This is a genomic window from Paenibacillus sp. PAMC21692, from assembly GCF_014303795.1.
GTDB lineage: Bacteria > Bacillota > Bacilli > Paenibacillales > Paenibacillaceae > Pristimantibacillus > Pristimantibacillus agaridevorans.
Genome location: NZ_CP060293.1, coordinates 2,603,002 through 2,622,349, shown reverse-complemented (window position 1 = coordinate 2,622,349; position 19,348 = coordinate 2,603,002). Strand labels below are relative to the sequence as shown.

Below are 19,348 nucleotides of genomic sequence, written 5' to 3'. Positions count from 1 at the left end.
CGCCTCCTTCACTACAGAACGGTAGACTGGCCAATCCGCTTGGCCCATGAATTGACGAGCAATACCAGTACGATGCTCACCACTGATTTGAACATGCTAATCGCGACCCCGTAAGAGTAATCCCCGATTTGCATGGAGTAATTGAGCGCATACAAGTCAAGCACCTGCGAATACTCCATGACCAGATTGTTGCCGAGCAGCATCTGTGATTCATAGCCGGTCGCGATCAAGTAACCCGTGTTCAAGATAAGCAGAATGCTGGCGGTCGGCATAAGTCCGGGCAAGGATATATGAATCATTTTGCGGAAACGTCCCGCTCCGTCCACATCGGCGGCTTCATAGAGCGCGGGATCCACTCCGGCCAGCACCGCCAAATAAATAATCGTACTCCAGCCTAGTTCCTTCCAAAAGCCGGCCATCGTATGAATAACCCAAAACCATTTTTCCTTGGATAGAAAAAATACCGGCTCATCCACAATGCCAAGCCAGATCAGCAGCTCATTCAGCGGCCCGAAATCCGGAGACAGAACAAGCGTAACGATGCTGGCAATCACGACCCAGGAGACGAAATGCGGAATATACGTAATCGTTTGAATCGTTCGTTTGAACAGTCTCGACCTCACTTCATTAAGAAAAAGCGCCAAACCAATCGCTCCTGCGAAGCTCGTAATCAGATGCATCAAACTCATCGCTAACGTATTTCGAAGAACGATATAAAACCAATCATCGTTGAACAGTTTTACAAACTGATCTAATCCAACGAATTCACTGCCGAAGATGCCCTTCCCTATGGAATATTTCTGAAAAGCCATAATCCAGCCCCACAAGGGCAAATAACTAAATAGGGCCAATATGCCGACAAACGGCACAGACATCAATATGAGCTGGTATTGCTGGGCTAATGTTTTCCATTTCTTTTTGCGGAGGTTGTTCTTCGGACCGGCATCCGTTTTAATCGCTTTTGCAGTTTGTTCGATGTTGATCCCCTCCTCATTCGTGATTGTTCTGATGCTTTTGCGCCTGCGATTCATAATTAAGGGTCACTTCGCTAACACGGGGAGTGCCGCCGCTATTGACGGCTCCAAGAGCTAAGCGATATTGTACCCAGTTACCCGCATACTTGCCTGCGGAGCACTTGCCGCCCCTCTCGAACCAGCTTCCCTCTCCATCGACGCCAGACCAGTTCGCCTTCTTCAACGCTTCTTCATTCGCCGCGGTTCGGATTTGCGCTTTAACCCACGTTTTTACTGGTATAGCCGCAAGCCAATCGATTCCGGTTATGACGCAGCCTTCCGGCAGTGCAACAGGGCGTGATTCATAGTACTCTTCGGGACCGCGATCCATAATGTTGCCAATGTCCGAGTGCGTCATTCCGTGCGGTCCTTTCGTAGGCAATTCCGTCCTGTTGTGCTCGTTAAATCCATTCGGACCGTTCCACCATACAAAGGACATGCCCGGATGATTCCCGAACGTCTTATGATTGGCCATCGCCAAATCGACATATCCGTCCTCATTGAAATCAGCAGCCAGCACACCGGCGACGGAATGACCGAATAGTCGCGTCCGCTTGTCCACCGAATACGTTCCGTCCGGCTCCCCCCAATAAATATACGAGTCGATATCGCGGGTTCGAGTTCCATGATAGCAAGCTACAAATATGTCAAGTATGCCGTCATTGTTAAAATCCGCTATCGCGAGATCCGCGGCGAAATGCGCCGGCAGCTCCGTCCTTCTATCATTGGAATACCCGTCAGGGCCGCCCCAGTAAATGTAAACAAAAGTGCTGTAAGGATCGCCGGCGTCCGGCCCTTTGTAACCGCCTACAATGAGGTCAAGCCAGCCGTTTCCATTTAAATCCGCCGCGCGCGAGCTGATTCCCGATCCTTCAGGCAGCATTGTGCGCCGATTCAAATCAAATCCATCCGGCCCGCCCCACAGGATGAGCAGATCTTCGGTTGCTCCACAGTCCGGTATGACAAGATCCAGCCAACCGTCATTATTTAAGTCCGCAAGAGTCATGAATCTCGGCTGTCTGTAGGCAACGCCGTCAATCACTAACGGAATGCGAACCGGTTCGTCAACAAACCCTTTCTCCGAGCCGTAAAAGATCAACAGTTCGTCGTTGTTGTGTCCGACGACAATAAGATCAAGCCACCCGTCCCGGTTAAGATCCGCACAGCAGCTGCTCATGGAATGTTTGGTTGGCAGCTCGACTCTTTGCTCCTGACAAAACCCGTCCGGACCGTTGTAGAAGACGAATGAACCATGATCCATATGCAGCGCGTTCTCATTGCTGTTGGTCATGAACACATCCGCGAATCCATCGTCATTAAAGTCGCAAATTCGCAGCTCTGTAGCTGCCCAGCCGGTCAATTCAAGCTTTCGCTCAGGGGAGAAGCCGTCCGGTCCGCCCAAATAAATAGAAGAAGGCACGTCTCCCAAAATGCGATTGGACAAGTGATTAAGGAAAATAACTTGCGGATTCTCCCTATCCATCGTGCGGGCGACAAATACACCTACGGCGCAATGCGTCTCAAACCGCAGCGGCGTCTCTTCCAAGCCAGCCTCTGATCCTCGGTAAATAACCGATTCATACGTGTACATCGTTTCCGTCTTATCCTGGCATACGATGATATCTCCATAACCATTGCCGCTCAAATCCGCTATTTCAATGTCATAAGCGCTTTTCGTCGTGAATGAGGTTCGATTTTCGTTGGAGTATCCCGCTGCCGTATCCCAATAAATCCATGATTTCTCCGCCCCGTCCCGATCCGGCTGCCGAGATGCGAGTATAATATCTTCGCTGCCGGTTCCTCTCACATCGCCGATCGCCGCGCTTGTCACTTTACCGCTATCGAGTACAAGCGGCTGGCCAACGCTCCGGTTCCTATCGATGGGAATGAATACGGATTGTTCCCCGCGGCATACGAAGATATGCGGAGTTCCTCTCCATTGCAGCACTTTAAGCCGAAGAGCTTCGGATACGCTGTAAACAAACAGGCTTCCGGCGCCGGCTCCGCTTGCCGCACTGTCAATGCTCGCTTCGATCGCGTCGTTCCCTGTCAAAGCGGGGTCCAGCCGTGTACGGCATTCTGCCTGGATGCCATCGGGTCCCCCCCAATAAATAACGATCTCGCTATTATTGGTCCGAACGATCAGATCGTCGAAACCGTCCCCATCCAAATCAGCCGAAACGATTGTATCAACGGGGTGATCCAGCTCCACATCCATAAATCCTTTCGTTCTAAATCCCCGCTCATCCTGAAAAAACAAACGCAGCTTCTCGAAGCTGACAAATGCGATGTCCTTGCGCCCATCCCCGTTAAAATCTCCGATCGCGACGCTTTTGCAAGATGGCGCCCATAATTGAAGCATCCGTTTCGTGCTGTACCCTTGCGGCGAACCATAATAAATTTGAGCATATGTGTAATTGGACGCGCCGTCATACTGATTGCCGATAACAAGATCGTCGTAGCCGTCATTGTTCAGATCGCCGACAGCACCTGTATAAGCGCCTTCCGTCGGAATTTCGATTCTTTCTTCCCCGTTAAGCGGATCGACATACACATATGCTGGAACCCGCAAGCTGTCATCGTGGGAATTAGCAAACGGCAAATCGATAAAGCCATCCCCGTTTACATCAAACTGGTGAATCCGCTGAATAACGCCTTTTTGTGACACATATATGTTCTGTCCCGCATTCCCGAATTTCCCTTTGCTAAACGTATCAAAACCTTTTTCCTTAATCGATCCGCGAATCACATTCCAACAACTCCTTCTATCCAGCTGAATTCATTATATAATCTTGTTTTCGATCAAAAACCATGGGAACATTCAGTTCATGACAGGGGTATTTGCAGTAAATGAGAGAAATATAAAAAAGCGACCAGGTGATTTCACCTGATCGCTACTTGTTTTATTGTGGAAATAGTTCTATTAACGATTACTCAGCCAGTATCGCTTGCACAAAAGCATCTCTGGCCTTGCTCTCCTCCAGGCCAGAGCAAATCCGCACATCCTCCGGATATAGCGCGCTCGCATGCGCCAGGTCTACAAACTCCCGGGCAGCGTTAAGCGGGTTGATAACCGTCTTGTCAACGCAAGGAGCGTTCCGCAGCAGATCCTGCAGGTCAAAGTGCCGCAAAATATCCGGCACGACGACGCTTTGTTTCCAGGCAAACGGAAATTCCTCGGTCAGCGCCTGATAGTTAAGCAACGAGTCCCATAATACCAGCTTGTGGAATGGACCGATAAGCATGGATGCCAGCAGCGCCACCGTCGCTCCGAGCCCTTTGCCCGCAAGAACAAGTCGATTCGGGTCGACCTCCGGCAGCGAGCGCATGTAATGCCAAGCGTGCAGGGCATCCCGCACCCGCAGGCCCATGATCGATCGGTCAGCGGCGACGGAGAGGTACGTAAGCGTCCGCTCGATGTCGCACCAGGGCGCTACATCATGCCAGACCGGGCGGGGCGCAAGCTCCCCGAAACCGCTGACGTCAATGCTGTACACCAGCGATTCTCCAAGCGCCGTCAGAGGGCCGAAGCTGCGGAAGCCGTCCCACTTGCCCCCCTCGTCGATCATCAGCACAGCCGGCAGCCGGCCGGACGCATCCGCCTTCGGGCCGACGCCAGAAGGTCTGATCCTTCGCATAAACAGACCTGGTACCTCGCTCACCGACGTCGTTCGCAGGCTGACGGCGCGGAACTGGTAAGCGCCGGCAGGCTTCTGCTCCTGCACTCTGGCCCGCAAGCTCCAATCTGCAGCGTCGGTCTCGCGAGGGAAGTCCGACTCCTCCAGCCCTAACGTTAGACGCAGCCGCTCCCGAAGGTACGCCTGGCCGGCTTCTCCTTGCGGCACGGCACGGCTGCCCAAAAGCCGCCTGCCCTCGTCCCTGTTGATCGTATACATGTTGACCTCATTGGACGGATGACAATGCAGCAGCCCGGGCTCCTGGACCGTCAGATCCTCGCGGCTCAGAGCGAGCGTCGGAGTCTCCGGCTTGAACACGCGGTTCATCCAGCTCACCACGACATTAGCCATGTTGACCGAATAAGCGTGGCCGCAATCATCCAGAAACAATCCCAGTTCGCTCTCTCTGCCATACAGCCGATAGATGTCCGCCGCGTCGTGATACAAACGCTGGGTGTTGCGGTAGTCGAACAGATCATCTTCCCGGCCGCCGACGATCAGGCACGGCTTCGGCGCTTGAAGCGCGATCAAATCCGTAAAATCGATGCCGTGCGCGATCAGTCCCGTACCTAACTGCTCAGGACAGCTCGTATACCAGTCCGTCAAATGCAAGGATTCATGCTCGTTTAGACAACAGACCGGCGCCAGAAAACGGACGCGCTCGTCGAGCAGCGAAGCATAGATCGTAGTCGCGCCGCCGCCGGATACGCCGGTCATCGCCACGCCGCCCGAGCTGAAATCGATATCGTCGCGGGTTTCCAAATAATCGATGCAGCGGATCGCATCCAGGACAAAATGCGTGTTGCTCCAGATGCCCGTCAGGTAGCCGATCAGCCCGTTGGTAAAATGATTGTTTAGATGGCCGATCTCTCCAGCCACGCCCGGCGGGTCGAAAGAGATGGCCGCGTAGCCGTTGCGCGCGAAAATCTGCGCGGAAATCTGATAGCTTTCGCCCGTCTTGCAGCTGTGCCCCGTCGGGCAGACGACGCCCGGATATGGGCCCGGCTGCGCGGGCAGATATACCGTTCCGTTGACCTCCCAGCCCGGATAGGACTCAAAGATGACGTTCTCCACCCGATAGTCGCCAAAGTGATGACGGCTGACTACCCGCGAAGCGATCGGCTCCCTGTCGTACATAAAGGAGGGGAATGCGGCTCTAATCGTATCCATCAACGGTCGGCGCAAGCTGTCCCACTCTTCCTGGCTCACGGCCCGACTTCTCGCGTTCGCCAGCTTCTTTAGCTGCTGCCGGCAGCGCTCCGCGATCTCCTCGCGGAGCTGCATGTCGGCGGCGCAGCCCGTCTCATTTAATATATTCATTGCTGCAATGCGGCGTAACGATCGTTGACCGCCTTGGTCAGAGCCTCTCCTCCGGACGAATTCCACAGGTTCACGAAATCGTCGAAGCCTTGATCCAGATTAATCTCGCCGATAATAAACTTGATCAGGTGTTCATCGCGAATTCGGTTCAAATCCGGGTATTGGGACGTTTCCGGAACGATAAACGTAAGCAGGCTGCTAAATGCCGGTACACCTTCCGTTGTCTGTTTCTTAAATGCGGCCTGCTCCTTCGACAGATCGAATTGCGACATGTAGCTGGACTTGGTGCCGAAGATGTTGTAATAGCTGCTTGCTCCGACCTTCGCTCCGCGCTCCGTCACGTTTACGTACTCTTCCTTGGGCGTCGGAACGCCGTCCACCAGATCATAGTGCTCTCCCTCAACGCCAAAGTACGTCATTTTATAAACCTCTTCATCCGAAACCATCGCTTCCAAAATTTCGAACAGTTTATCCATTTTCTTTGGATCCTTCGCTACCTGGGCGCCCATGCCGACGAAATTGTTTTTGACCCCCCACGAGAAGCCGGCATTGTCTCCGTAAGGACCGACCAGCGGCTTGCCTACAACCAGCTCCGTATCCGGATTTTGTCCCTTGAATTCCGGTCCGATGGCGATCGAATAGCTGTTCCACATGCCTCTGTCGATAATGCCGGATCTTCTGTTGGCCAGATCCTGACGGGTCTTGGCGTAATCCGTCGTCAGGAACTCCTTGTCGATAACGCCGTCCTTGTACCACTTATTAAGCACTTTAAGCGCCTCGCGAGTACGCTCGGTTACCATCGCATTGACCAGGCTGCCGTCTTCGGCTTTCAACCAGGCGCCGGGACTTGTTCCGTATGCCGAGTAGACGGAGTTGAACGCCAGCGTTGCGAGAGAGTCCTTGCCGCTGCCCGAATACCCTATCGTATCCGCTTTGCCGTTTTTGTCTGGATCGTTTTTCGCGAAGTAATAGACCACTTTCTCGAACTCTTCCAGCGTCTCCGGCGCTTTGTCGAAGCCGGCCGCCTTAAGCCAATCGCCGTTGTAAGCAGGCATGAACGGCGTAAGCCCTTCCAGCCAGTAGAGCGGAATCGCGAAGTTCTTGCCGTCTACGACAGCCAGGTCCCAGATGCTAGGATCCATCTCGTCGACGGAAGCCGCGTATTTAGGCATCTTCTCCCTGATGAGATCGATCGGCAGCTCGGCCAGCAGACCCTGATTGGAGTAATCCAGAATTTCCCCTTGCGACCACAAGAAGAACAGATCGGGAACTTCTCCCGTTGCAAGCCGAATGTTCAGATGCTCCGTCCAGCTGGTACGGTCTACGCGCATGTTCTCTATTTTTACGTTAAAACGTTCTTCCAAAAACTTCTGAACCGGCGTCTCGTCGCCTTCTGGCGGATCGAAGCTCAGCCAAAGCAGATTGATCGGCTCCTCTGCCTGCGCGGTTGGAGCGGACGAGGCCGTTCCCGACGGAGCGGAAGTCTCGCCGCTGGTAGAAGGTTTGTTATTGCCCCCTCCCGTACACGCCGAGAGCAGCATAATGACAGCAAGCACTGCCGTTAGAACTTTCCATTTAACGTTCTTTTTCACACCTGTTTCCTCCCTTTTTATCAATCCTCATCTATGAAAAATTGCTGCAGGACTCGTTCAAAAAGTCCGGTTCTTTTTGAATAAGTATTTTAGCAAATTTTTCCGGCACATGCATTTACCTCGCTACTCCTTTAAGGAACCGATCATGACTCCCTTAACGAAATACTTTTGCAGGAACGGATAAACAATGATGATCGGCCCCGTAATGATCATAAGCACGGCGGCTTTGACCGTCTCCGGCGTCACCGTTTCCTGGCCTGGCTGCTGAGACATCAGCATTCGCAGCTCCATGTCCTGATTTTCCACGACCAGTCTGCGCAGATAGATCTGCAGCACGATTTTGGTCTGGTCCTGAATGTAGATCAGCGCCTGAAACCATTCGTTCCAATAGCGGACCGCGGACCACAGCGTAATCGTCGCGATGATCGGCGCCGACAGCGGCAGCACGACGGAGAACAGAATGCGAATATCGTTGGCTCCGTCCATCCGGGCCGAATCCTCCAGCTCCTGGGGGATGCCGATAAAGAAGTTGCGCAAGATCAGGAGCGAGAACGTGACGAATAGGCTCGGGATAATGTAGACGAGCATGGAATCGTACAGTCCCAGACTTTTGATCAGCATGTAGGACGGAATAAGGCCGCCGCTGAAAAACATCGTCATCACGATAAACAACGTGTAGAAACGACGATCCGGCAAATATTTTTTGGACAAAGGATAAGCGGCCATGACCATCACGACAACCGATAGCACCGTGCCGACAACCGTCCGGAATATCGTATTGCGGAAGCCGTACCAGATTTGCGTAGATGAAACCGCTTTCCGATATGCCTCTAAAGAAAATTCCTGAGGAAACAAATGCAGTCCCGGCCGAATCGCTTCCGAAGGCGTGCTGAGCGAGATCGACAGCACATGGATGAAGGGATACACAAACAGAACGCTTAATCCGGCAATAAACATTACCGCGAACACTTGAAACCATTTTTCGCCGATCGTCATGCGTGAAAACATCGTATCGCCTCCTTAGAAAAGCCCTTCCTGGCCCGCTTTTTTAATTAAGTAATCGGTTCCCAAAACCAGGAGGAGAGCGATCACATTTTTAAACAAGCCGACTGCCGTTGTCAAACTGTACTGCATTTGAGACAGGCCGACCCTGAACACGTACGTATCCAGAATATCCGCAACTTCATATACGGCAGGATGATACAGATTCAATATCTGGTCGAAACCCGCGTCCAAAATGCCGCTGATCTGAAAAATAAACATGATGCAAATGACCGGTAAAATGGAGGGGAGCGTAATATGCAGCGTTTGCTTCCAGCGGCCGGCTCCGTCGATGCTTGCCGCTTCGTACAGATTCGGATTGATCGACGCCAACGCAGCCAAATAGATAATCGTACCCCAGCCGACCTCTTTCCAAATACTCGTGGTCACCAAGGTGAATCTGAAGTAGTCGGGATCTCCCAGAAAGTAGATCGTATCGAGCCCGAGCATCGTAAGAATGTAGTTGACGATCCCCGTGCTTGGCGACAGAATCGTGCCGAACAAACCCGCAAGAATGACCCATGAGAGAAAATGCGGCAAATAGCTGATCGACTGCGTAACCCTTTTAAACACTTTTCCCCTGATCTCGTTAAAAATGAGCGCCAGAACGATAGCAGCGGGAAATCCGAATATGATGTGATACAGACTGATGACTACGGTATTGCGAAATACTCTCCAAAACTGGCTGGTCGAAGTAAACATAACTTCGAAGTGCTTAAATCCTACCCAGGGGCTTCCGTTAATCCCTTCCAATACGCGAAAATCCTTAAACGCCAGTTGCACGCCATACAGAGGAGCATATTGAAAAATCGAATACCAGATCAAAGCCGGGAGCAGCAAAATAAACAGGTACTTATGCTTTTTGTAGCGCTTCCATCTACTTTCAGCCGCCAGCTTCCTGTTCCTTGTCAAGGATGCCATAGAGCAAGTCTCCATTTCTGTAAATTTTGTTGCCGCATTTCGTATGGCCTGCCCTCATTTTAGAAGCGAAACCCTTATCGAATCCAGTTCAGATTCATGTCATTTTGTATAATTTGAAGCATAAAAGCGGCTTTCCTCCCGGAAAGCCGCCAAATCATCCTGATATGGGTTGTTAGACGACCTCGGTCTGAACCGAGGCCGCCCGCGTAAGCTTGCGGTATTGGTTGGGCGTCACTTCGTATTTTGCCTTAAACTTCGTGCAAAAATATTGGACGTTGCTGTACCCGGCCCGTTCGGCGATCCGGGTCACCGATTCTTGGCCGTCCCTCAGCAACTCCGCCGCAAGCTCCAGCCGAGCGCGGCTCAAATACTCGATAAACGGCATATGCAGCACTTCGGCAAACAGCTTGGAGATGTAGGAAGGAGAGAAAGATACCAGCTCGGCCACCTGATCCAACGAAATATCTTCATGCAAATGCTCATGAATATAACGCTGAATGACGTTGATCGTCTCGGCATGAGCGTGAGGAGCGTCGCTGCTCAGCCAGGCGATGATCTGTCTCACGTCGACCTTGATCCGTTCCAGCCCTTCTCCCAGCGTGCCTTCTTTAAGCGTCCGGGACATATCGGGAATTTCCAGCCGATCGGACAACCGATAATGAAGCGCCATGCGGCGCATGCACACGCTAAGCTGCATCAACGCCCATTCCGCCGTCTCGATGCCGCAGCCTCCGTCGATCAAAGTACGTTCGAACTCTTCCAAATATGTTGAAACCGCTTGCATATCTTGTGCGTGAATCCCCTTCTCGAAGCGTTCGAAGTTCATATCCTCCAGCGCATTGCGGCGAGCCTCGACCTCGTGAAAGCCGACAACGGCGGAAGGTCCGAACAGAAACTCGTATCTGGCCGCGTGCTTCGCCTCGCTAAACGATTCGGAAACAAGGGCGAGCCTATCCGTCGTTCGCCCGTACCCGGCGGAGAACTGGCAGACGCCGCATAACTCCTCTTGCAGCGATCGCAGCGTCTCCTTGACTGTCGCGTCCGTGTCCGGTTCATCCGGCTCCAGCACGAACAACACAACCAACTCCTCCCGAGAGACAGCCAAAGCGTCCCAGTGGAACGGTTTGTTGTGGAACTGATGGTCGAGCATCCCGAGGTCCAACTCTCCGGAGCGCAGCCGGATATACGCCACGGCAAACTGCGACCGTTCCGCAAACGAATACGATCCGGCCTCCTCCGTATCTCCATGAATCAGCTTCAGCAGCCGCGTCTTCTCCAGACTGCGATGAAGCGTCTGAAGACTGCTCATCATTTTTTTAAGCGGCACGTATACTCGCCTGGACATAAGCAGCGAAATCGCCAGACCTGCGACGGCGGCTACTATGGAGGCGACAAACAAATTATGCTGCAGCTTCTTCGACTCGATCAGCAGCGAATCCAGCGGCCGAGCTACGTAAAACCCCCAGCCGAACCTGGACAGGCTGGCGGGAGAATACGCCCATACCGTTGTTCGGCCAGCTTCTTCCCTCACGGTCACCGACGCGGCCGTCCCCGCCAGCTCGTTTGAGCCGTCAAATCCGTCCACCGCCTGTTCCGAGTTCGTCAGCAGCGTCTTGCCGTCCTCATCGACGATGTAGAACCGTTCCTCTTTGGAGCTCAACATTCCGCCAAGCAGCCCGGTCACGTAATCGAGACTGACGTCCAGATACAGATATCCCTTGGCATTGTCGTGCGAGGATCCGTAAGGCAGCGACTGCAAGTAGGTCATCACCCGTTCTCCCTCGCCGCCGTCGCGTATCGTCCAGCGATTTAGCGGGAATTGGCTCAGTTCGCCGAGAAACCCGGCATCCTTGGAATTTCCGGGTTTCTCGTAAATATACCGGGAATCGACGGTATAACCCGTTTTCAGAAAATGCACGGTTATATTGGACAAGCCCTCTTGCGCCAGCTTGGCATTTTGAATGTCATTGTGCAGAACAAGAAACCGGTAACCCAGACTGCCGTTCGATTCGTCCAGCAGCAAGCCCAACCCGTCGTATTTCTGGAAAGCGGTGGAGACCACTTTATCCTGGAACAGCTCCTCGTAGCGCTTGAGCACGGTCGTCTCCAAATAATCGCGAACATGCTGAAGCCGGTACAGGCTGTCGCGTGATACCTCCTTGGCCACCAAAGCCTGAGAATTGGAAAACAAATAAAATCCGAAAGCGCCGATTACGATAACGGTCAATGTCGCAAAAATAATAACCGATTTAATGAGGTCTGTCTTATGATCGCCTTTGGAAAACATGCCGTTCGCCCCCTCGAATGGTATGTTGGCTTTGCCTCTCGCCTGCTCCTGCTTCTCTGTATGCCTGCCGCCAGCTAATAATTGCGTGTTGAACAACCTCTATAACTTGAATACTTCCCGATGCAGCGTATATTTGGCAAGACGCTCCAGATTGACGTTATAGCCGATGCCAGGGCCTTGCGGCACTTCGATCCGACCTTCACGCATGATTACGGCAGGATCGACGATATCCTCTTCCCAATAATTCGACGAAGCTGCCGTATCTCCGGGCAAAGTGAAGTTGCTTAGCGCCGACAGCGCGATATTATGCGCCCGGCCGATGCCCGATTCGAACATGCCGCCGCACCATACCGGAATTTGCCGCTCCTCGCACAGGTCATGCAGCTTGATAGCCTCCGTCAGCCCTCCGACTCGGCCTGTCTTGATATTAATAATCCGGCAGCTGCCCAGTTCGATCGCTTTGCGCGCGTCGTCGGCCGAATGGATGCTCTCGTCCAGACAGATCGGCGTACGCAGCTGCCGCTGCAGCTCGCGATGATCGACAAGATCGTCATGCGCCAGCGGTTGTTCGATCATCATAAGATTATAATCGTCCAAACGCCGCAGATGATCCACATCGGCAAGCGTATAGGCCGAGTTGGCGTCCACCATCAGCGCAATATCGGGATACTTCCGACGCACGCCGTCGACGATATCGACATCCCAACCGGGCTTGATCTTGATCTTCATCCTCTTGTAGCCGGCTTGAATCCGATGCTCGATCGTCTCCAGCAGTTGTTCCAGCGTGGCCATAATGCTGATGCTGACCCCAACCTCGATCGAGGTCTTTGTCGCGCCGATGGCCGTGGCAAGCGGCAGGCCCTGCCGCTTGGCATACAGATCCCAGCAAGCGGTCTCGAGCGCAGCCTTGGCCATCCGGTTGCCGCGGATGGGAGCAAACCTCTCCGCCAACTCGGTCGGATGCCCGATCTCCGCTGCGCTTACCAACGGAATCAGAAACTTCTCCAGCAGATGCCAATTGCCCTTGAGCGTTTCTTCATTATAAGAAGGTTCGACGAAGGCGACCGACTCTCCCCAGCCGGATCTTCCTTCCGTATCCGTTACCTCCACGGCAATAAACTCCCGATCCTTCAAAGTGCCGAAGCTGGTCGTAAACGGGTTCAGCAAAGGCATGCTCATATGTCTTAACGTGACGCTCCTGATTTTCATCGCTGCCGTCTCTCCTCCAATATCTTAATCGCGGACATGGCCATAATCGCCGCGCCCTTGCGCATCGCTCCATGATCAAAGCTCATCTCCGGATGATGCAGCCCCGGCGCTAATCCGCAGCCGAGTCCAATCATCGTCGCCTGGAGCGACTTGCGTTCCATGGTGTAAAAATGAAAATCCTCCGCCCCCGGCGTGAAGACGGGAGCGGCCAGACCCTTTTCGCCTAACGTCTCGACGATGGCTTCGCCGACAATGCGCTCCATTTCGGCATTCGGAATAGCGGGCGCAGCCTTGATCGCCCCGTCGGTCGTTACCTCTGCCCCGTCGGCCGCTCCGATCTCCGCCACGATTTGCCTGACTCGCTCCATAAGCCGCACCAGCTCCTCGGACGTCGTGGCGCGGATATCGACCGAGAACTCCGCCTCGTCCGGAATGACGTTGACGCTTTCGTTCGGCACCTTTGCCATCGTTACCTTGCAAGAGCCGCCGGCCTCCTGGTCCGCACGGATGGCTCGGACGGCCGTCACGATCGCGGCGAGCGTCTCGAGCGCGTTGATGCCGTCTTCGGGCCGGGCCGCATGGGCCTGCCGGCCGCGAATCCGACCGTGCACGTTCGCGACGCCGCCATGGTAAATCCCGGCCGAAGCCTGCCCGTTTGCCAGCTCTTTTTGCGGCCGTAGATGGATGCCGAGCATGCAGTCCACGGTGTCCAGCTGGCCCGACCGCAGCAGCGCCTTCGCCCCCTCCGCCGGTTCCTCGGCCGGCTGAAACACCGCCATCATCTCGCCTGCCGGTACCGTATATCCGATCTCCTTCAGACAACGGACGGCGGAGTAAACCATCGTCATATGCGCATCGTGACCGCATGAGTGATTGGCTCGCCACTGTCCGTCCACCGGCTGCCAGAGCGCGTCCATATCGGCGCGCAGCGCGACGCTGCGGCCGCCGGCCGGACCGCTCCAAACGCCGATGGCTCCGGTATGCCCGGCGAACGTCCGGACCTCCAGGCCGATCTCGCCTAATCGCTCGCAAATGTAGGCGGTTGTACGGTATTCTTGCCAGCCGATTTCCGCCAGCTCATGCAATTCCGCATACATTCGTTCGATTTCCCCGGCATGGTCGGCCAGCCAGCGCTTAATACGTTCGGTCCATTCGGAAGCGTTCAACGTTTAAGTCTCTCCTTCCAGCACGTAGTAGTCGATTTCCGCATCTCCGGGAAGCATGCCGACGATGCGGTAGCCGCGGCCAAACGCCTCTTGGCACAGCTCGCGCAGCTGCCGCTTCCATGCGACGATCGTTTCCGGGCTGCGCTTCTTGATCTCCGCGGCGTCCCGAGGCACGGCCAGCAAATAACCTCCATCGACGGAATCCCACGCCGACAGTCTGTTGCCCGGTTTCCCCGCCTTTTCGATCAGCTTGGCATAATCCGGCCAACGCGGATCCGATGCAGGCTCGCCCCGAACAGCCGCGCATACCCTGGGGGACTCCAGCTCCCATCGGATGAGGAAACGATCGCTCGGGTCGCCTGCCTGATCGACGCCGTATACGGCCGGCATGTAGTCGCTCACCGTTCCGCCAAGCTTGCACAAGTTCAGATAACCATTGCGAAGCTGAAACGGATCGTAGGTCCACGTAATCGCGGAATAACCCCGTTCGATCGCCCACAGCCGCTGCTCTTGCTTCAGCCGGGTACCCGCTCCTTGATCGCGGTAATCGGGATGCACAACCATCATGTGCGAATGCAAATACGGCTCCTTGCCGTCGTATGCCGCGAAGCCGTAGCAGAAACCGGCGGCTCTCTCTCCTTCGTAAGCGGCGATTACCGATCCGCCATGCTGAACGGCCGCTTTCATCTGGACGGCGGAAGTAAACATATCCATCGGCCATGCGGTGCCTTGAAGCTCCGACAGCTCCCGCAGCTCCTCGAAATCCGTTACCGAGCGATACGCCAACCGCTTCATGATCCATTCCTCCAATCGCGGGCGCCGGCTTTGCGCCGGGCCCGAACCCTCAATCTGTATCCGCCGGATTTACAAAGTAAAAGGAGCGCTCCCCGATTGCCTGCTCCTGCGCAAGCCGCCGCTGCACCCGCTCGCGGTCGCGTACGGTCAAAAAGCCGGTCAGCGTGTTAAGCAGCGCGAAGACGGCTGGCATCCCCTGCAGCGTAACCGGCGGCTCGACCTCTACCTTCAGCAGTTGATCCGCCATCAACCCCAGCGGAGACAATTCGCGGTCGGTGATCGCTAGAATTTGGGCGGAGCGCCGCTTGGCCTCTTTCGCGAACTCATGCGTCTCCCGCATATAACGGGGGAATGAAAGCGCTATCACAAGCCAGCCGGGCTGCACCCTGGACAACAAGGCATTACCATCTTCCATGCCGCCGTGGTAAAGGACGACATTGCCGCGAAGAATGTTTAGCGAGTACGTGAGCCAATGAGCCGGGGCGAACGAAGCCCGCAAGCCGATGACCGCAATGTGCGAGGCCGAGCGGATGCGTTCGACGGCTTGCTCCAGCGCCGCAGGACTTATCTCCGTCAGCGTCCGCTCCACGTTCGCCGCATTAAGACTCCTGCGATATGCGATGTAGGCCGCCGGTTCTTCCGGCTCGCCGGCGGCCGCCTCGCCCCAACTGCCGAACGGATTGGCGTTTTTGCGCTCTTGCACCAGCGCGTTCTGAATCTCCTTCTGAAGCATGCCGTAGCCGGTATAGCCAACCTCGACGCTAAAGCGGATCACGGTCGTCTCGCTCGTGTCGGTGCGGGCGCCTACTTCCTTGGCAGACAGGGTCGCGATCCGGCCCGGGTCCTCCAGCAGGAACTTTGCGACTTTCCTCTGTCCTGCCGTCAAGCCGTCGAACATTGTGCGAATTTGATTGCGAATCGTCTCCATCATATCTATCCCTTTTCCCGAAGTTTAGGCACCATATTATGGTCAGTTTCGAAGTTAATGCTTCATACCCACATTATAGACCGTTGCTCCGAGGATGACAATCATCTTTTTTCGGGCAAATGCGGTCAATCCGCACGCTCGTATTGGTAGATCAATTGCAATTCGCGCCACAACGCAGGCTCTGCCTCTTCGTCCTCTGCTTCCCACGGAATAAAGTGCGGCTGCATGACGGCATGCCAATCTTGCGGCGTATGATTCGTCTTTAGGCGCGCTTCCCGCTTCGGATATTCCAGGGAAGCCGGAAGCTCGAAGTAGGAGAACAGCATATTTTCGTGCGCCCCGATCCTGTACGTCTGGTTAAATCCGGAGGGGCGCTCCTCCTGCATTTGATAGTGATAATAGACATAGCTGCTGTACATCTCCGGCTTTAACCGCGCCAGCGAACCGACGCGGCGCTCTACCGGCCGGCTGCCGCGCCAACTGTCCATGCTTGCGGGTTCTCCATCATGAAAGACGTCCATCATCAGCGCAGCCGGCTTCGACTCCGGATAGCCGGGCCACATCTGCAGAAATTTCAGGGCCATATCTCGAGGAATGACGGACGGCTCCTCAGCCTCTTCCGTCTCGGCATAAATATAAAGTCCGCCCGCCCCGGCAAACCAGTGGCAGACGGACACTTTCCGGCTTGTCAGATGCGCATCCAGCGCCGACGCATGAGCTTGAGCCCACGCTTCTCCGCAAGTCTGCTCATCCTTCCACAGCGCACGGAACATCCATCGCTTCATTCTGCTCCCTCCCGGCAGTCCAGCTTGTATATTCTCTGCGCGTTACGGAATCGCACGGCGTCCCGCTCCTCCTCCGCGAGCCCGTCCGGCAGCAGCCGCTCGAACAGCCGGACGACCTCACCGTAGCTCCCGCCAAGCAGCGCAACGGGCCAATCGCTGCCGAACAGCAGCCGCTTCGAACCGAAAGTCCCGAACAAATGCGCCGCGTGTTTCGTCAGCTTCTCCGGGTGGAAGCCTTCGGCCAACGTGATCGTTCCCGATATTTTGCAGCTTACGTTCGGAAACGCGGCTATTTCGGATATTTGCCCCATCCACGGCTCCATGCCCCCTTCCTGCACGGCCGCCTTGCCCGGTCCTCCCAGATGGTTAAGGACGATGGCCAGCTCCGGGGCAAGCGATGCATACGCCGTTAAATACGGCAAATCGCCGGGCTGAACGAGAATCTCCGCCACGTAACCGTCCGCCTCCAGCAGCCGCATGGCTGCCAGAAGGCCCGGCCTAACGGGCGCATCTGCCGATTCCGCATGAAAGAAAGTCCCGTTCCATCGGAATCCGAGCAGCTTCCTGCGCCCCTTTACCCGTTCGTAATCGGTTTGAAATCCGTCGTCAAGCGGATTCAGTCCGCTGATCACGCCGGCGATAAAGTCATAACGCTCGGCCAGCCCAAGCATATATTCGGTTTCGGCCAGCGTTGCGGCGGCCTGGACAAGGATGACCTCGTCCACGCGGTTCGCTTCGAGAAGCGGCCGCAACATATCGGGCGAGAAATCCCGGTACAACGTCGCATTCTCCGGCTTGAGCCAGTGATAATCTCCTCTGTCCAGCTTCCACAGATGCACATGCGTATCCGTATACATGGCTTAATCCTCCCCGTATTCCCTATATGCGCCGAATGCGAACAAATCGTCCTCGCCCAGAAAAGCAGGCGCTTCGCGCTCCTGCTCGCCAAGCCCCTCCATAATCCGGCGCCACAGCTTCGTGCGGGCGTAACGCTGGTGAACCAGTTGGAATGCCGTCCCCGCAAGCAAACGTTTGGCTTCGGCGAACCTTCCCGAATCAGCAAGCCATGCGGCACGGCGTTCCGCCAGCCATTCATCCTGCAGGGCGCTTGTCCGCTCCAGCCAGTACTCCCTCTCGGCCAATGTTTGCGGACCGATCCCGGATAACGCCAAATCACGCTCATAGGTCACTTGGGGATGCAAGGCGAACGCTTGCGAACGGATTGACCGATAACACTCGGCAGCCTTCGCATTATCTCCCTTATTGCGCCGATACAACCGGGCGGCAAGGGCCCATGCCCGATCCTCTCCCGATGCCGTAAGCTCCGCAAGCGCCTCGTCAATCCGGTCTTTGCCTGCATACCATGCGCCAAGCTGCATTCGCCAGGCGCACTCCTGATCCGGCCGGCTTGCTACCGCGAATCGAAGCGCCGCCTCCATCTCCTCATAACCGGAGATGGCCCAACGGTTGTCGTCAATCCCCGGCGGCGGCGGCAGAAGCTCGGGCCGGTTTGCGCGCCATGCCTCCGCCACCTGCTCCCATATTTCCGTTTCCTCGGCGCGAGCAAAGCCGAATAACGGAATTTGGTCGACCTCCGGCAGCTCAACCTCGGGAACCGCCAGTCGATAAATATCAAGCCGCCGATCCGTCGGAATCCAGAATTCGATATGATGATGCGACCCGCCCGGTGCCAACTCCCGCTTGATCGATTGATCCATAATGGGTCCGGCCTGAATTTCCAGACATTGCTCCCCGTCCAGCGAATATTGGGAAACCCACGCCTCGTGCTTGCCGACGCCATCCGACCAGAGCTTGATGCCGGGCATCGACCGACGATCGGCGACGTGGTACAGACCGCTCCCCAGGCTCGGCGTGTATACGCCAAAGGCCTGGCAGTCCGGCTCCCGCCAGAAATAGCCGGTCATCCGGTCGATGTCGCACTGACTTTTGGGCCCGTCCTTCGCCCAATCCAGCGTCTCCATCCGATCGCCGTGAGCAAGCACGGGGCCGTTCGGAAACTGGAATTCGGTATCGGCGCGGGCAGGCACTCCCGCATTGGACCAAGACATCCAGGGATGCGCTTCGGACGTCGGATTATAGAATCGGGTGCGCTGGGTCAGGAAATCGTCGTTCCGGCCCAGCGAATACTCCACGGTCCAATGCATGCCGAACCGGGTTTCCCGCTCTCCGCACCAGACGAAGATCCGATCCTCCGTCTCCATCGTCCGGTAAAGAACGGGCACGATTTGCACGGGAGTATGAGAGATTGGAAAGCTGACCTCGATCCCGCCGCCAATAAAAAATTGCCGGGGCAAAATGCGCACGGGCCGTACGGCGGGGATGGCGTAAAGCGTCTCCTTGCCCGACGCGGAATGAATCAGGGAGTACACCTTGCCGCCGAGGTCCGGACAAATGGTTGCCTTAAGGCGATCGTTCTCCAAAGTTACGAATCGATACGACTTCAGGACGGGGCGGCGGCTTGTTTCTGCATAACTCTCATAGGGATACACCCCGTCCGGATCCTGGGCGCTCGGAATCGGTCCCGCCGCCACCATGGGATGGGTCAACAGTTCTTCCGTATAAGCGCGGATTTGCAGCATTTTCGTCTTTCTCT

The 19,348-nt window shown here is 55.3% G+C and carries 14 protein-coding genes; all 14 read right to left on the bottom strand.

The window, feature by feature from the left end:
* Window positions 1-11 precede the first annotated feature (11 nt).
* Entirely contained in the window at window positions 12-1,031 is a 1,020-nt protein-coding gene (locus H7F31_RS10365) for an ABC transporter permease (protein ID WP_187104092.1), read from the bottom strand.
* Window positions 991-3,762, bottom strand: a complete 2,772-nt coding sequence (locus H7F31_RS10360; protein ID WP_187104091.1) for an FG-GAP repeat domain-containing protein — start codon at window positions 3,760-3,762, stop codon at window positions 991-993. Before H7F31_RS10360 ends, H7F31_RS10365 begins: the two co-directional genes overlap by 41 nt.
* A 181-nt stretch (window positions 3,763-3,943) precedes the next feature.
* Entirely contained in the window at window positions 3,944-6,010 is a 2,067-nt protein-coding gene (locus tag H7F31_RS10355) for an alpha/beta hydrolase family protein (protein WP_187104090.1), read from the bottom strand.
* The gene (locus H7F31_RS10350; protein ID WP_187104089.1) at window positions 6,007-7,602 is read right to left on the bottom strand and encodes an extracellular solute-binding protein; all 1,596 of its coding nucleotides are present in this window, start codon (window positions 7,600-7,602) and stop codon (window positions 6,007-6,009) included. The genes H7F31_RS10355 and H7F31_RS10350 overlap by 4 nt, the downstream gene beginning before the upstream one ends.
* A 123-nt stretch (window positions 7,603-7,725) precedes the next feature.
* Window positions 7,726-8,610 (bottom strand): carbohydrate ABC transporter permease, encoded by an 885-nt coding sequence (locus tag H7F31_RS10345; RefSeq protein WP_087569616.1) that lies wholly within the window; start codon window positions 8,608-8,610, stop codon window positions 7,726-7,728.
* A gap of 12 nt (window positions 8,611-8,622) precedes the next feature.
* Window positions 8,623-9,564, bottom strand: a complete 942-nt coding sequence (locus H7F31_RS10340) for an ABC transporter permease (RefSeq protein ID WP_222622745.1) — start codon at window positions 9,562-9,564, stop codon at window positions 8,623-8,625.
* A 172-nt stretch (window positions 9,565-9,736) separates the two neighbouring features.
* Window positions 9,737-11,851 carry a helix-turn-helix domain-containing protein gene (locus H7F31_RS10335; RefSeq protein ID WP_187104087.1) on the bottom strand — a complete coding sequence of 705 codons (2,115 nt, stop codon included), beginning with the start codon at window positions 11,849-11,851 and terminating at the stop codon, window positions 9,737-9,739.
* Window positions 11,852-11,950: 99 nt separating this feature from the next.
* On the bottom strand, window positions 11,951-13,060 hold the full coding sequence (menC, locus tag H7F31_RS10330) for an o-succinylbenzoate synthase (protein ID WP_187104086.1): 1,110 nt from the start codon (window positions 13,058-13,060) through the stop codon (window positions 11,951-11,953).
* The gene (locus tag H7F31_RS10325; RefSeq protein WP_187104085.1) at window positions 13,057-14,226 is read right to left on the bottom strand and encodes an amidohydrolase; all 1,170 of its coding nucleotides are present in this window, start codon (window positions 14,224-14,226) and stop codon (window positions 13,057-13,059) included. Before H7F31_RS10325 ends, menC begins: the two co-directional genes overlap by 4 nt.
* Window positions 14,227-14,229: 3 nt before the next feature.
* On the bottom strand, window positions 14,230-15,021 hold the full coding sequence (locus H7F31_RS10320) for a GNAT family N-acetyltransferase (RefSeq protein ID WP_187104084.1): 792 nt from the start codon (window positions 15,019-15,021) through the stop codon (window positions 14,230-14,232).
* A 49-nt stretch (window positions 15,022-15,070) separates the two neighbouring features.
* Entirely contained in the window at window positions 15,071-15,952 is an 882-nt protein-coding gene (locus tag H7F31_RS10315; RefSeq protein ID WP_187104083.1) for a MurR/RpiR family transcriptional regulator, read from the bottom strand.
* 122 nt (window positions 15,953-16,074) lie between these two features.
* Complete coding sequence (locus H7F31_RS10310; RefSeq protein ID WP_187104082.1) at window positions 16,075-16,734, bottom strand: L-rhamnose mutarotase; 660 nt, start codon at window positions 16,732-16,734, stop codon at window positions 16,075-16,077.
* Window positions 16,731-17,591 carry an amidohydrolase family protein gene (locus H7F31_RS10305; RefSeq protein ID WP_187104081.1) on the bottom strand — a complete coding sequence of 287 codons (861 nt, stop codon included), beginning with the start codon at window positions 17,589-17,591 and terminating at the stop codon, window positions 16,731-16,733. Before H7F31_RS10305 ends, H7F31_RS10310 begins: the two co-directional genes overlap by 4 nt.
* A gap of 3 nt (window positions 17,592-17,594) precedes the next feature.
* Window positions 17,595-19,334 (bottom strand): DUF5107 domain-containing protein, encoded by a 1,740-nt coding sequence (locus H7F31_RS10300; protein WP_187104080.1) that lies wholly within the window; start codon window positions 19,332-19,334, stop codon window positions 17,595-17,597.
* Window positions 19,335-19,348 lie beyond the last annotated feature (14 nt).